Genomic DNA, 13,051 nt, shown 5'->3' with positions numbered 1-13,051 from the left:
TGCTTTCGATTCCGACCGGCGACCGCGCACCCGCATATGGCACAGTCACAAGTATGTCAATAGCCCATTCTACCCTGTTGGACCCGATTGCGTCCTGGGATCCCTGGGGCCCGTGTATTTACGTCTGATTCGTGATTTGTTAGGTCGTTGTCTCGCCAAGCAGGTAGCGTTTTTTTTGGGTTCCGGAGCAACAGGCCCCGGACCGGGGTTACTTCAGATCGCGGGCAACCAGAAAGGTTTCAGAGGACTTCGCCCTCGACGCCTTCGGCTTGCGCTCGACCACCCGCTTGAAGTGCTGCTTGAAGCTTTGCACGATCTGCGAAAAACCGCTGCCGTGGAAAGCTTTGACGATCAGCACCCCGTCGGGCTTGAGGTGAGCGCGGGAAAACTCCATCGCCAAGTCGCAAACATGCTGGATGCGCGCGGCGTCGGCAATCCCCACGCCTGACAAGTTGGGGGCCATGTCTGAAATAACAAGGTCCACCGCGTGCGATCCGACCATGTCTTCCAATTGTTTCAGGACTTCATCTTCGCGGAAGTCGCCCTGGATGAATTCCACGCCCGCAATGGGTTCCATGGGAAGCATGTCCAGCGCAATAATACGTCCGTCCACGATCCCGCCCGGCCCCGTCAGGCGCTCTCGCACCACTTGGGACCAGCTACCGGGCGATGAACCCAGGTCCACGACCAGGTCGCCCCGGCGCAGCAGCTTTTCATTATCCAAAAGCTCGATCAGCTTGAACGCGCCACGGGCCCGATAGCCCTTCTGTTGCGCCAGCTTCACATAGGGATCATTGATGTGCTGGTGAATCCAGTCTTTAGAGAATTTATTCTTGGCCATTACCGTACAATTCCACGCATGCCTATATTAGAACTTACCTCTCGTGAGCGCAGCGACCTTCGGTCCGCCGCCCACCCCCTGCGCCCCGTCGTCCTGATTGGCGACAATGGCCTGACCGAAGCCGTGCTCAAGGAAATCGACCTGGCACTGTCTTCGCACGGCCTTATCAAGGTACGCGCCGGTGGCGACGACCGCGAGGCCCGCGACACCATGTTGTCGACGATTTGCGACACTCTGTCCTGCGCCCCGGTGCATCACCTGGGCAAGACCCTGATTCTTTTCCGCCCGCTGGCCGGCAACGTCAAGCCTGCCGCGCTGGCCGCCAGGGAGCCCGAAGCCCCTGCCAAGCGCCGCGCCTCCGAGCCCTACACGCCCAAGAAGCTGGCTGCCGAAGGCAAGACCCTGGGCAAGCGTCCGCGCCGCAGCGAGTCCGAAGAGCCCAAGCCGGCCAAAACCCGTTTCGTGCCGCAGGACCAGCTCAATAAGAACGGCAAGCCCATGCGTCCCAGCAACAAACGCGCTACTGACAGCGGCCACGGCATTCCTCGTCGCGCCGGCAGCGCACTCAGCCTTCGGGCCGGGGCACGCAGCGGCACCAGCCGCAAGACGTCGAAAAGGTAAGGCTGGGCACAAAAACGGGCGCTTTACGCGCCCGGTCCCCCATAGCGATCCGCGACTGTACCGCGGAATCAAGACGAACGCAGGGTTCGGACTATGGTGTTTTGACAGCTACCTGCTTGGGTGGATGCGTTAGATGTAACGCACGCCCAGAACTTCATACTCGCGAACGCCAGCCGGGGCCTTGACCTCGACGACATCGCCTTCGCTCTTGCCGATCAGCGCGCGCGCCACCGGGCTCGACACGGAAATCAGATTCGACTTGATGTCGGCTTCAACGTCGCCGACGATTTGGTACGTGACGCGGTCGCCCGAATCCAGGTCTTCGATGTCGACGGTGGCGCCAAACACGGCGCGGCCTTCGGCTTCCAGGGAAGACGGATCGATCAGATGGGCATTGGAAAGCGTGCCTTCGAGTTCGGCAATCCGACCCTCGATGAAACCTTGGCGCTCGCGAGCGGCATCGTATTCGGCATTTTCCGACAGATCACCCTGCGCACGCGCCTCGGCGATCGCGTTAATCACGGCAGGACGTTCCACGGTTTTCAGCCGGTGGAGCTCTTCTTGCAAGCGCTCGGCCCCGCGCACGGTCAAAGGAATGGCAGACATGTCGTTTCCCAAACAAAAGTAGAAAAACGCCCCGAAGGAGCGTTCTCGGTGAAGGTCGTTACCCAGGCGCGCACATGGTGTCTGTTGCCTTGTGGGCAGGACCTGCGGCGCGGACGACCAAAACAAAACCCCGGCTCGGGTCGGAACCGGGGCAATCAAAGTCATATTGTGGTCAAAGTCCACCGGAATTGCAAGCCGGGGCAGAAAACGTGCTTTTCGGCGCAATTCACCGCCGTAACCCGCTAAAACAGGCGGTTTTCCCCAAAATCCCTGAGCGCGCCACTTGGCCTCGCCTCGGCACCCGCCCCCACGCGTTGCGGAAAAGATACTTGTCGATAGTTTTTTGTATTCCCAATGCTGGGTTTACAAAAAAACCCGCTGACCGACGTCAATATCAACGGTATAAATAACAACTAGAAAGACTAATAACAATTACATACAAACAGCAGTAACCGGCGCTTCTCTTAATTCAAGTGTTGCGGGCTACGCGGCAAATACTGCCGCGCAAACGATGGATTGTGCGTGTTTGCAAGTTTCAGGCGGACGCATCGCAGTCATCCGGCTCGACGTCCGCCCCTTCAGCCGCAGGGCCGGTGGGCAACGCCTGCCTGCACGCTGAAGATCGCGTTCATGAAAGAGGAGCTCTCATGCTGGAAAAACTGAAAGTCCGAACGGGCATGCTGCTGGTGCTGGCGTGCTTTGTCATCGCGCTGGCGCTGGCCTGCGGGTTGAGCTGGATGAATGCGGACAATAGCGTCCGCGAGATCGAAGACCTGAATACCGTGGCGGTGCACCAGGTCGATCCCCTATACGAAGCCAATGGCGCCCTGCTGCGCACGCGACTGGCGCTGGACGACGCGCTGGCGGGCATCCAGGCCGGCAACGCCGAACAGGCCAGCACGGCCGAACAGGAGGCCGGGCGGGAACTGGCTCAGGCCCGCGAGCGTTTCGCGCTTTACATGGAGGTGCCCAAGAGCGAACGTGGCCAAGCGCTGGCGGTGATCCTGCAGGGCCGTTTCACGGAATATGCATCGCTATTGGACACGCTTAGCGCCGCCATCAAAGAGCGCGCGCCGGCCAAATACCAGCAGGACGTCGGCAAGACCCGCCAGGCCGACGCCAATTTCGTCAGGGACATGAAGACCTTCCTGGCCCGGGTGCAAGAGCGCAGCGACGGCGTGCTGGCCAGTTCGCAAGCCACCTATTCCAATGCCCGGATCTCGGCGATCACCCTGCTGACGGTTGCGTTGCTGCTGACCGCCCTATGCTGGACCTTCATTCGGCGCGGCGTGCTGCAGCCCCTGCAGGAGGCTGGCCGGCACTTCGACCGCATTGCCGGCGGCGACCTGACCACCCGGATCGAAACCCGCTCCAACAACGAGATCGGCGCCCTGTTCGCCGCGTTGAAGCGCATGCAGGAGGGCCTGACGCGCACGGTGGTGTCCGTGCGCCAAGGCGTCGAGGAAATCAATGTGGGCGCGGCGGAGATCGCTGCCGGCAATGCCAACCTGTCGACGCGCACCGAAGAGCAGGCCGCGGCCCTGGAAGAGACCGCCGCGACGATGGAAGAGCTTGCCGCCACCGTCAAGCAGAACGCCGAAAACGCCGCTCAGGCGAACCAGCTGGCCGCGGTCAGCATGCAGGTCGCGCAGCGCGGCGGCGACAACGTGGGCCAGGTGGTCGCCACCATGCAGGGGATTTCGGAGAGTTCGCGCAAGATTTCCGACATTGTGTCGGTCATCGACGGCATCGCCTTCCAGACCAACATCCTGGCGTTGAACGCCGCCGTGGAGGCTGCCCGCGCCGGAGAACAGGGCAAGGGGTTTGCCGTCGTGGCGGGCGAGGTCCGCACGCTGGCGCAGCGCGCTGCGCAGGCGGCCAAGGAGATCAAGGCCTTGATCGAAGCCTCGGTGGACACGGTCAAGGCCGGCTCGGCCCAGGTATCGGCCGCCGGCCAGACCATGCAGGAGATCGTGGCGTCGGTGCAGCGCGTGACGGACATCATGGGCGAAATCTCGGCCGCGTCGACCGAACAAGCAGGCGGGATCGATCAGGTCACGATGGCCGTATCGCAAATGGACGAGGTGACGCAGCAGAACGCCGCGCTGGTGGAAGAGGCGTCGGCCGCCGCTTCCGCGATGGAGGAACAGGCGCGGCGCCTGTCGGAGGCCACCGCGGTGTTCAAGACGCAATCAGGTCAGGTGATCGAGGCCGCCCCGGCCCGGGTGTCCGGGGTGAAGCAGGCGGCGCGGCTTTCCCGGTCCTGACCGCCGCGGCCGCCGTGCGCGGGGCTTGCTCCCGCGCCGGGATCAGGCCGCCGCCGGCTTCCTGCGGCGCAGCAAGGCGTACAGGATGATGGCGCCGAAGGTGGCGGTGCCGATGCCGCCCAGCATGAAGTCGCCCAGCTTGATCGTGAAGTCGCCCGCGCCCAGCACCAGCGTGACGGCGGCCACGATCAGGTTGCGGTTATCGCTGAAATCCACCTGATTGACCACCCAGATGCGAGCGCCGGCGATGGCGATCAGGCCGAACACCACCACCGACATGCCGCCCAGGACCGGGCCCGGAATGGTCTGGATCAGCGCGCCGAACTTCGGCGAAAAGCCCAGTACGACGGCAATCAGGGCCGCCACCACGAATACCAGCGTGGAATAGATACGGGTCACCGCCATCACGCCGATGTTCTCGGCATAGGTGGTGACGCCCGTGCCGCCCACGGCGCCCGAGACCATCGTAGCCACGCCGTCGCCCACGAAGGCGCGGCCCAGGTAGCGGTCCAGGTCCTGGCCGGTCATTGCACTGACGGCCTTCACATGGCCCAGGTTTTCCGCCACCAGGATGATGGCCACCGGCACGATCAGGCCCATTGCCTCGGCCTTGAAGACCGGCGCGGCAAAATGCGGCAGGCCGATCCAGGCTGCGGCCGCCACACCCGAGAAGTCGATGGGCTTGCCCATGCCCATCCCGTTGGCCAGCACGGCGTACACCACGCAAGCCAGGATCAGCCCGACCAGGATCAAGAGGCGCTGGACCATGCCCTTCGTGTAGACGGCGATGCCGCCTACGCAAACGATGGTGACCAGGGCCATGAAGGTGTCGAAGCCCGAGGCGCCCATGGCGCCCTTGGCGGCGATCGGCGCCAGGTTCAGGCCGATGACCGCCACGACAGCGCCCGTCACGACGGGCGGCATGAGCGTATCGATCCAATTGGCGCCGCCGCCCGCACGCGCATTGACGATCCAGACGATGACGCCGATCAGCGTGTAGGCCAGGCCGCAGGCGATGATGGCGCCCAACGCCACGCCGATATTGGCGTTGGCCCCGCCGCCGGCATACCCTGTGACGGCGATCACCCCGCCGATGAAGGCGAAGCTTGAGCCCAGATAGCTGGGCACGCGGCCGCCCACGAACAGGAAGAAGATCAGCGTGCCGATACCGGACATCAGGATGGCGACGTTGGGGTCGAAACCCATCAGCAGCGGCGCCAGCACGGTCGAGCCAAACATGGCCACCACGTGCTGCGCGCCCATGGCGACGTTCTTGGGCCAGGACAGCCGTTCATCGGGTGCAATGATGACGCCCGGCTCGGCGTCGTCCGCCAGGCGCCAGCGCGGAAAATAAGAATTGGACATGGGTTTCCCAAAATAGGTGTTGGGTATGAGCGGGCGCCAGTGTAAAGGGGGCCGCGAAGGGGCGGCAACGTTTAAGTTTGCCGCCAGAATGCCGTACTAGTGGAAACCCCGAAATCCAACTTGGCAGCAGGAGCAAGCATGGCGACCACCCCCATCAACGGCATCTCCCGGAACAACCCGCTGGCCGACCTGTGGGCCGAACGGATCCAGGCCAACAAGGAAGCCAAGTCGGCCACGGGCGGCGACGCGACCTCACTCACCGCGGACGGCAAGATCCGCGTCAATGCGCCGGGCGGGATGGGCGTGGGCGCCACGAGCGCCACCGAGGACACCTCCAACGACGACGCATACACCCGCCAGATCAAGGAACTGCAAAAGCAGCTCAAGCGGGTCATGGACATGATCGCCAAGGTCAAGGCCAGCGGGATGTCCGAGGAAATGAAGGCGCAGCAGCTCCTGGCGCTGAATGCGCAGGCGGTGCAGATCCAAGACCAGATCGCGCAAGTGATGGTGCAGCAGGCGCGCGCCGCGAAAGGCGGCGTCTCGACGACGGCCTGACAAGCGACGGCGGGTGCCGGCTCTCCGGCGCCCGCACTGATGACGCGCATCAAAATTTCTGATTGGACGCATAGCAGGTCAGACATTACTGTCTCCGGACAAATCAAAAACTACGGAGACAAACCATGCATGCAATGCGCACAGCCCTTGCAGGAGCCCTGCTGGCCGCCTGCGCGGCACCGGCCCTGGCCGGCACCGTCACGGTCATCACGTCGTTTCCCAAAGACCTGACCCAGGCCTACAAGAGCGCCTTTGAAAAGGCCAATCCCGGCATCACGCTGGAAATCCTGAACAAGAATACGGTGTCGGGCATCGCCTATGTGCGCGAAACGCCCGCCGGCCAGCGTCCCGAAGTGTTCTGGGCCAGCGCGCCGGACGCCTTCGAAGTGCTGGGCCGCGACAAACTACTGGCCAAGTCGTCCGACGTGGCGAACAAGGACGTGCCGGACAAGATCGGCAACTACCCTATCAACGACCCGGGCGGCATGTACCTGGGGCAGGCGCTGGCGGGCTACGGCATCGTCTACAACACACGCTATATCGCGGCGCACAAGATTCCCGCCCCCGTGGAATGGAAGGACCTGTTGTCGCCGCAGTGGTTCGGTCACGTCGGGATCACCTCGCCGTCGCGCTCGGGCACGATGCACCTGACCGTGGAGACCATCCTGCAGGGCGAAGGGTGGGATGAGGGCTGGAGCACCTTGCTGCGCATGTCCGGCAACAGCAGCGCCGTCACCGAACGGTCGTTCGGGGTGCCGGACGGCGTGAACAACGGCCAATTCGGCGCCGGCCCGGTCATCGACTTCTTCGGCCTGTCCAGCAAGTATTCCAAGTTCCCGGTCGAATTCGTCTACCCGTCCGAAACCGCCATCGTGCCTGCCAACATCGCGCTGATCGAAGGCGCGAAGAACACCGAGGAGGGCAAGAAGTTCATTGCCTTCACGCTCAGCCAGGCCGGCCAGGAACTGCTGCTTGAACCGAAGATCTCGCGGCTGCCGGTGCTGCCGTATTCGGCGCTGGCCGGCAAGGTGCCGGCGGGCTATCCCGACCCGGCCGAGATTGCCAAGCGCAGCAAGGTGCAGTTCAACGCCGACCTGTCGCAGACGCGCTACTACGTCGTGCAATCGCTGTACGACCAGACCGTTACGTTCCGCCTGAAGGAACTGCAGGCCGCCACCAAGGCGATCTACGACGCCGAAGCCAAGCTGGGCGACAAGGCCAAAAGCGGCCGCGCCGCCGAGCTGCTGGCGCAGGCCCGCAAGCTGACGTGGGCCCCGCTGGTCGACGGCAAGAAAGCCGCCGACCCGGCCTTCCTGGCGATCTTCGCCGGCAACAAGAAGGACGCGGCCGTGAACCAGCAGATCACCCAGCTGGAAGGCGAGTGGAACGGCAAGTCCAAGGCGAACTACGAAGAAGCCGTCAAGCTGGCCAAACAGGCCGCAGCGCTCTAACCCGCATGACGCGCGCGGCAGGGCACGGGACAGCTCCCGTGCGCCGCGCCGCGGTCCCCTGGCAACGATTTCGGGAATCTCGATGAATTCTTCGGGCCACTCACGCCTGCCCGCCGGCCCCGTATTGACGGCGCTGCTGGTGTTCGGCTTTCTGCTGCTTTTCCTGGCCGTGCCCGTGGGCACGGTGTTCTACAGCGCCTTCGTGAACGCCGACGGCAGCCTCACGATGGGCCACTTCGGCGCGTTCTTCAACCAGCCGCTGATGAAGGAAGCCTTTTTCAACAGCCTGTACGTCGCGGGCTGGTCGGCGCTGCTGGCGTCGCTGATCGCCGTTCCGCTGGCGTACTTTACCGTGCGCTTCGAATTCCGCGGCGCGCTGATCATCCAGACGCTCGGCGTGCTGCCGCTGATCATGCCGCCCTTCGTGGGCGCGGTCGCGATGCAGCTGATCTTCGGCCGCTCGGGCAGCGTCAACCTGCTGCTGAACGATTGGTTCGGCTTCACGATCCCGTTCATGGAAGGGCTGAATGGCGTCATCTTCGTTGAGGCCCTGCATTACTTCCCGTTCATCCTGATGAACCTCGTCGTGGCGCTGCGCAACATCGACGGTGCCATGGAGGAAGCCGCCTTCAACCTGGGCTCGCGCGGGTTCCGCCTGTTCCGTCGCGTGATCTTCCCGCTGGCGTTGCCGGGGTATGTGGCTGGCACATCGCTGGTGTTCGTCAAAGTGTTCGACGACCTGGGCACGCCATTGGTGCTGGGCACGACCAACATGCTGGCCCCGCAGGCCTATCTGCGCATCACGCAGGTGGGGCTGGAAGACCCGCTGGGGTATGTGATCAGCGTGATCATGATCGCGTTCTCGATCCTGGCGCTGTGGCTGTCGGCGCGCGTGCTCAAGGGCCGCGACTACTCCACCCTGCAAAAGGGCGGCAACTCCATCCAGAAGCGCAAGCTGCGCCCGGTGGAAAGCGTGCTGGCCTATGGGTGGATCATCCTGGTGCTGATGCTGGTGCTGTCGCCGCACATGGGCGTGCTGCTGTTGTCACTGGCCAGCGTCTGGAGCTTCGCACCGCTGCCTGACGGTTATACGCTGGCCCATTACTCGGCGGTATTCTCCGAGTCCCAGGGCATGATCGCCAACACCCTGCTCTATTGCGGACTGGCGGCGGGGGTGGACGTCATCCTGGGCACTGCCATCGCCTACCTGATGCTGCGCACCCGCCTGCCGGCGCGCCAATGGCTGGACTTCATGGCATCGGCCGCACTGGCGATTCCTGGCATCGTGCTGGCGATCGGTTTTTTGCGCACGTTCCGCGGCATCGAGCTGCCCGGTACCGGCACCTTGCTGACTTCGTCGTGGATCATCATCATGATCGCGTACTCAGTCAGGCGGCTGCCCTACGCGCTGCGGTCATGCGTGGCGTCCCTGCAGCAGATCAACGTCTCGCTGGAAGAGGCGGCGCAATCGCTGGGCGCCACCCGCATGAGCACGATACGGCGCGTGGTGGTGCCCTTGATGGCCGGCGGCATGCTGGCGGGCTTCGTAACCAGCTTCGTGACGGCCGCAGTAGAACTGTCGGCCACCATCATGCTGGTCACGAAAGACAGCCAGGCGCCCATGAGCTACGGCATCTATCTGTATATGCAAAGCGCGGCGGGCCGGGGCCCGGGCGCCGCTCTCGGCGTGCTGGCGGTGGCCGCGGTGGCCATCGGCATGTATGTATCGCACTTGCTGGTGGAGCGCGCGCAGTCGCGCCAGCGTCCGGCACGCAATGAAGGGGAATCCGCATGAAGAAAGTCAGCGTCGAATGCCGCAACATCCGCCTGTCGTATGGCAAGACAGAAGTGCTCAAGGATGTGAACATCAACATCGAGCCCGGCGAGTTCTTCGCCCTGCTGGGGCCGTCGGGGTCGGGCAAGTCCACGCTGCTGCGGCTGATCGCCGGCTTCAACCGGCATAGCGCGGGGCAGTTGCTGGTGGACGGCAAGGACATCAGCGGCACGCCGCCCTGGGACCGCAACATCGGCATGGTGTTCCAGAACTACGCGCTGTGGCCGCACATGACGGTGTGGGACAACGTGGCCTTCGGCCTGGTCGAGCGCAAGCTGCCAAAGGCGGAGATCCGCGCCAAGGTGGAAGCGGCGCTGGAGCTCGTGGGCCTGTCGCAATACGGCAAGCGCCGCCCCAACCAGTTGTCCGGCGGGCAACAGCAGCGCGTGGCGCTGGCCCGTACCATCGTCATCGAGCCGCAGGTGCTGCTGTTGGACGAGCCCCTGTCCAACCTGGACAAGAAGCTGCGCGTGCAGATGCGCCAGGACTTGCTTAGTTTGCAGCGGCGGCTGGGCATCACCACCATCTTCGTCACGCACGACCAGGAAGAGGCGATGACCACAGCCGACCGCATGGCCGTGCTGGACCACGGCGTGGTGCAGCAGATCGGCGCGCCCAGCACGCTGTTCGACTATCCGGTGAACCGCTTCGTCGCCAACTTCGTGGGCACGATGAACGTGCTGGAAGGCGATGTGCGCGAGCGCACGAGCGGCAGCGTGGTGCTGGCGGTGGAAGGCATCGGCGACCTGCACTTGCCGCTGACCGCCGAGGCGCCGGCGGCATCGCGGCTGGCGGCCAGCTTCCGGCCCCACACGGTGCAGATCGAAATGGCCGACGGCTTGGGCGACGCGCGCTACGTCTGGCTGCCGGGCGTTGTCGAAAGCAGCGAATTCCTGGGCGAATTCACGCGCTATCAGGTGCTGATCGGCGAACAGCGGCTGACCGCGGATCAGTCGCACCTGGCCGGGCTGTCGCCCTTCCCTGCCGGCGCGCCGGTTTCGATCGGGTTGGAACCTACCCAAGTCCGGCTGCTCGCGGCCTAAACTTGCGGCCATGGAAATCTATCAGATCCGCGCCTTCGTCACGGTCGCCCGGCTGGGTAACCTGACGAAGGCGGCCGAAGCGCTGTCGCTGACCCAGCCTGCGGTCACCGCGCAGATCAAGGCGCTGGAGCAGAGCCTGGGCGTGGCGCTGTTCGACCGCAGTGGCGGGCGGCTGGCGCTGGCCAAGGCGGGCGAAGTGTTGTTGCCCACGGCGGAATCCCTGCTGGTGCTGGGCGCGCAACTCAAATCCGAAGCGCAGCAACTGCAAGGCAGCCTGCACGGGGTGGTGGAACTGGGCGTGCCCAGCGAAATGCCGGATTTCCTGCGCCTGGGCGAATTGGCCTCCGCCGTGAACCAGCGGCTGCCGCTGGTGGAACTGAAGACCCAGACGCTACCTGCCGCCACGCTGGCCGAACAGGTCAGCACGGGCCGCCTTCCCGCCGCACTGACCATTGCCGCCAACCCGCCGCGGGGCGTGCTGTGGCTGCCTTTACGCAGCGTGCGCTACCGCATCGCCATGCCGAAGGAACATGCCGCGGTGCTCAAGCGCGGCGGCTGGCGGGAAGTGGCGCAACTGCCCTGGCTGGACGGACCGTCCGGCTGCCACACCCATCTGTTGCTGCGCGACATGTTCGAACGCCACGGCCTGTCGCCGCGCATCATCATGCAGCACGACGACCAGGCCAACCTGGATGCGCTGGTGCGCGCCGGCGCGGGCTGCGCGCTGCTGCGCGAGGAAACCGCCCTGGCCGGCGCCGCGTCCAACGATTTCATCGTGTGGGGCCAGGCCCGCGTGGACGCCATGCTAGGCTTCATCCTGCCCTACGAGCGCGCTAGCGAGCCCGCGCTGGTCGCGTTAAGCTCGATCATTCAAACCATCTGGAAGCCGCGCGCGGCGATCACGCCGGCCCAGCTTTAAGCCTTACTCCGCATCACGACCCCAATGACTGAAATCTGGTTCATCCGCCATGGCGAAACCGACTGGAACCGCCAGCGCCGCCTGCAAGGCTGGCAAGACATCCCCCTGAACGAATTCGGCGTCAATCAGGCCAGCCTGCTGGCCGCGCGTCTGCGTGAAGAGGCTCGACACACGCCGATTCACGCCATCTACAGCAGCGACCTGCAACGCGCCCACGCGACCGCCGTGCCCGTGTCCGAACAGCTGGGCCTGCGCGTACGCGTGGAGCCCGGCATCCGCGAGCGCGGCTTTGGCGTGCTGGAAGGCCTGGACCACGACCGTATCGACGTGCAGGCCCCCGAGGCCGCGGCCGCCTGGAAAAGCCGTGACCCGTTGCGCCCGCTGGATGGTGGTGAAACGCTGGGCCAGTTCCAGTCGCGCGTGATCTCCACCGTGGACGACATCGCCAGCCGCCACGACGGCGAACGCATCCTGCTGTTCACGCACGGCGGCGTGCTGGACATCATCTGGCGCCATGCGTCGGGCGTGCCGCTGAACGCGCCGCGAGATGCCGCGTTGCTGAACGTCAGCATCAATCGCGTCGGCGTGCAGGGCCGCAAATGGGAAGTGCTGGACTGGGGCGATGTGGGGCACGTGGCCGATGAAGTCGGCGACGACGTAGTGCCGTAACCGGCAAGCGCCCGAAGCGTAAAGCGGGGCTTATCCCGCCTTACGCGGCTTGCGCGGCGCGTTGCGCGCCAGCTTGTCATACACGGCGTTGGGCAGCAGGCGCATCAGCTTGGCCACCACGCCCATCTGCCACGGAATCACCTGATACGACGTGCCACGCTCGATCGCCGCATGCGCGCGTTGCGCAAAGGCGTCGGCTTCCATCAGGAAGGGCATCGAATACGGGTTCTTCGCCGTCATGGCGGTCTTGATGTAGCCGGGGGCGATCGTCACGACCCGGATGCCGTCCGCCGCCAACTCCAGCCGCAGGCTTTCGCAGTAGGTCACCACCGCGGACTTGGACGCGCTGTACGCGCCCGCGCCCGGCAGGCCGCGCACGCCGGCCACACTGGCGATGCCCACCAGCCGGCCAGCACCCGCCACCCGCATGGCGCCCACGAACGGCTCGAAGGTCGCGACCGTAGCCAGCAGATTGGTGTCGACGATGGCTTTGAACACGTCATAGTCTTCGCCGTGCTCGGTCAGCGTGCCCGCGCTGATGCCGGCGCTGGCGATGACCACGTCCACCCTGCCCTGGCAGAACGCGATGAAATCCGCCGCCGCCGCGTGCAACGCGGCGCGGTCGCGCACGTCCACCGCGTAGCAGCGATGTTCGCCCGGCAGGCTGTCCGCCAATTCGCGCAGCGCGTCTTCGCGCCGGCCCAGCAAGCCCAGCGTGGCGCCCGCTGCGGCGTACTGCTGCGCCAAGGCGCGGCCCAGGCCACTGCTGGCGCCGGTAATGAAGACTCGGTTCATGGATCGTCGTAAGCAGAGATGAAAAAGGGGCGACCCTCTTTAACAAGGGCCGCCCCGGCATCCTACATCAAGCGTGCGCGGC

The 13,051-nt window shown here is 64.7% G+C and carries 12 protein-coding genes; 8 read left to right on the top strand and 4 right to left on the bottom strand.

Features of this window, described 5'->3' with window-relative positions; translation table 11 throughout:
- Positions 1 to 208: 208 nt before the first annotated feature.
- The gene (locus AC3WMU_RS18545; protein ID WP_006222881.1) at positions 209 to 841 is read right to left on the bottom strand and encodes an RlmE family RNA methyltransferase; all 633 of its coding nucleotides are present in this window, start codon (positions 839 to 841) and stop codon (positions 209 to 211) included.
- Positions 842 to 859: 18 nt separating this feature from the next.
- Here AC3WMU_RS18545 and AC3WMU_RS18540 point away from each other — a divergent pair, with 18 nt between their 5' ends.
- Positions 860 to 1,462: a YhbY family RNA-binding protein gene (locus tag AC3WMU_RS18540; RefSeq protein ID WP_088590513.1), complete on the top strand. Its 603-nt coding sequence runs from the start codon at positions 860 to 862 to the stop codon at positions 1,460 to 1,462.
- Between the two features lie 129 nt (positions 1,463 to 1,591).
- Here AC3WMU_RS18540 and greA read toward each other — a convergent pair whose 3' ends face one another.
- Positions 1,592 to 2,068 carry a transcription elongation factor GreA gene (gene greA / locus AC3WMU_RS18535; RefSeq protein WP_006222879.1) on the bottom strand — a complete coding sequence of 159 codons (477 nt, stop codon included), beginning with the start codon at positions 2,066 to 2,068 and terminating at the stop codon, positions 1,592 to 1,594.
- A gap of 647 nt (positions 2,069 to 2,715) precedes the next feature.
- On the opposite strand from greA, the gene AC3WMU_RS18530 reads away from it, so the two are divergent.
- Positions 2,716 to 4,335, top strand: a complete 1,620-nt coding sequence (locus tag AC3WMU_RS18530; protein ID WP_006222878.1) for a methyl-accepting chemotaxis protein — start codon at positions 2,716 to 2,718, stop codon at positions 4,333 to 4,335.
- Between the two features lie 42 nt (positions 4,336 to 4,377).
- Here AC3WMU_RS18530 and AC3WMU_RS18525 read toward each other — a convergent pair whose 3' ends face one another.
- Positions 4,378 to 5,700: a solute carrier family 23 protein gene (locus AC3WMU_RS18525; protein ID WP_006222877.1), complete on the bottom strand. Its 1,323-nt coding sequence runs from the start codon at positions 5,698 to 5,700 to the stop codon at positions 4,378 to 4,380.
- Positions 5,701 to 5,838: 138 nt separating this feature from the next.
- Here AC3WMU_RS18525 and AC3WMU_RS18520 point away from each other — a divergent pair, with 138 nt between their 5' ends.
- The 6 genes from AC3WMU_RS18520 to AC3WMU_RS18495 all read left to right on the top strand — a co-directional run bounded on the left by AC3WMU_RS18520 (position 5,839) and on the right by AC3WMU_RS18495 (position 12,174).
- Positions 5,839 to 6,258 (top strand): FlxA-like family protein, encoded by a 420-nt coding sequence (locus AC3WMU_RS18520; RefSeq protein ID WP_006222876.1) that lies wholly within the window; start codon positions 5,839 to 5,841, stop codon positions 6,256 to 6,258.
- Between the two features lie 125 nt (positions 6,259 to 6,383).
- Entirely contained in the window at positions 6,384 to 7,709 is a 1,326-nt protein-coding gene (locus tag AC3WMU_RS18515; RefSeq protein ID WP_006222875.1) for an extracellular solute-binding protein, read from the top strand.
- 82 nt (positions 7,710 to 7,791) lie between these two features.
- Positions 7,792 to 9,504 (top strand): ABC transporter permease, encoded by a 1,713-nt coding sequence (locus AC3WMU_RS18510; protein WP_492282793.1) that lies wholly within the window; start codon positions 7,792 to 7,794, stop codon positions 9,502 to 9,504.
- The gene (locus tag AC3WMU_RS18505) at positions 9,501 to 10,586 is read left to right on the top strand and encodes an ABC transporter ATP-binding protein (protein WP_006222872.1); all 1,086 of its coding nucleotides are present in this window, start codon (positions 9,501 to 9,503) and stop codon (positions 10,584 to 10,586) included. The genes AC3WMU_RS18510 and AC3WMU_RS18505 overlap by 4 nt, the downstream gene beginning before the upstream one ends.
- Before the next feature lie 10 nt (positions 10,587 to 10,596).
- On the top strand, positions 10,597 to 11,505 hold the full coding sequence (locus AC3WMU_RS18500; protein WP_006222871.1) for a LysR family transcriptional regulator: 909 nt from the start codon (positions 10,597 to 10,599) through the stop codon (positions 11,503 to 11,505).
- 24 nt (positions 11,506 to 11,529) lie between these two features.
- Positions 11,530 to 12,174 carry a histidine phosphatase family protein gene (locus AC3WMU_RS18495; RefSeq protein ID WP_088590508.1) on the top strand — a complete coding sequence of 215 codons (645 nt, stop codon included), beginning with the start codon at positions 11,530 to 11,532 and terminating at the stop codon, positions 12,172 to 12,174.
- Positions 12,175 to 12,204: 30 nt separating this feature from the next.
- Here AC3WMU_RS18495 and AC3WMU_RS18490 read toward each other — a convergent pair whose 3' ends face one another.
- Complete coding sequence (locus tag AC3WMU_RS18490; RefSeq protein ID WP_006222869.1) at positions 12,205 to 12,969, bottom strand: SDR family oxidoreductase; 765 nt, start codon at positions 12,967 to 12,969, stop codon at positions 12,205 to 12,207.
- Positions 12,970 to 13,051 lie beyond the last annotated feature (82 nt).

The sequence above is a fragment of the Achromobacter sp. FW305-C-13 genome (assembly GCF_058783475.1).
The sequence above is the reverse complement of the archived record's forward strand: the minus strand, read 5'-3'. Positions and strand labels throughout refer to the sequence as shown.

Excerpts from the sequence above, each read along its gene's own strand:
- AC3WMU_RS18490 (WP_006222869.1), bottom strand. The coding sequence starts at position 12,969 with ATGAACCGAGTCTTCATTACCGGCGCCAGCAGTGGCCTGGGCCGCGCC.
- AC3WMU_RS18540 (WP_088590513.1), top strand. The coding sequence starts at position 860 with ATGCCTATATTAGAACTTACCTCTCGTGAGCGCAGCGACCTTCGGTCC.
- greA (WP_006222879.1), bottom strand. The coding sequence starts at position 2,068 with ATGTCTGCCATTCCTTTGACCGTGCGCGGGGCCGAGCGCTTGCAAGAA.
- AC3WMU_RS18510 (WP_492282793.1), top strand. The coding sequence starts at position 7,792 with ATGAATTCTTCGGGCCACTCACGCCTGCCCGCCGGCCCCGTATTGACG.
- AC3WMU_RS18545 (WP_006222881.1), bottom strand. The coding sequence starts at position 841 with ATGGCCAAGAATAAATTCTCTAAAGACTGGATTCACCAGCACATCAAT.
- AC3WMU_RS18530 (WP_006222878.1), top strand. The coding sequence starts at position 2,716 with ATGCTGGAAAAACTGAAAGTCCGAACGGGCATGCTGCTGGTGCTGGCG.
- AC3WMU_RS18505 (WP_006222872.1), top strand. The coding sequence starts at position 9,501 with ATGAAGAAAGTCAGCGTCGAATGCCGCAACATCCGCCTGTCGTATGGC.
- AC3WMU_RS18515 (WP_006222875.1), top strand. The coding sequence starts at position 6,384 with ATGCATGCAATGCGCACAGCCCTTGCAGGAGCCCTGCTGGCCGCCTGC.
- AC3WMU_RS18525 (WP_006222877.1), bottom strand. The coding sequence starts at position 5,700 with ATGTCCAATTCTTATTTTCCGCGCTGGCGCCTGGCGGACGACGCCGAG.
- AC3WMU_RS18520 (WP_006222876.1), top strand. The coding sequence starts at position 5,839 with ATGGCGACCACCCCCATCAACGGCATCTCCCGGAACAACCCGCTGGCC.
- AC3WMU_RS18500 (WP_006222871.1), top strand. The coding sequence starts at position 10,597 with ATGGAAATCTATCAGATCCGCGCCTTCGTCACGGTCGCCCGGCTGGGT.
- AC3WMU_RS18495 (WP_088590508.1), top strand. The coding sequence starts at position 11,530 with ATGACTGAAATCTGGTTCATCCGCCATGGCGAAACCGACTGGAACCGC.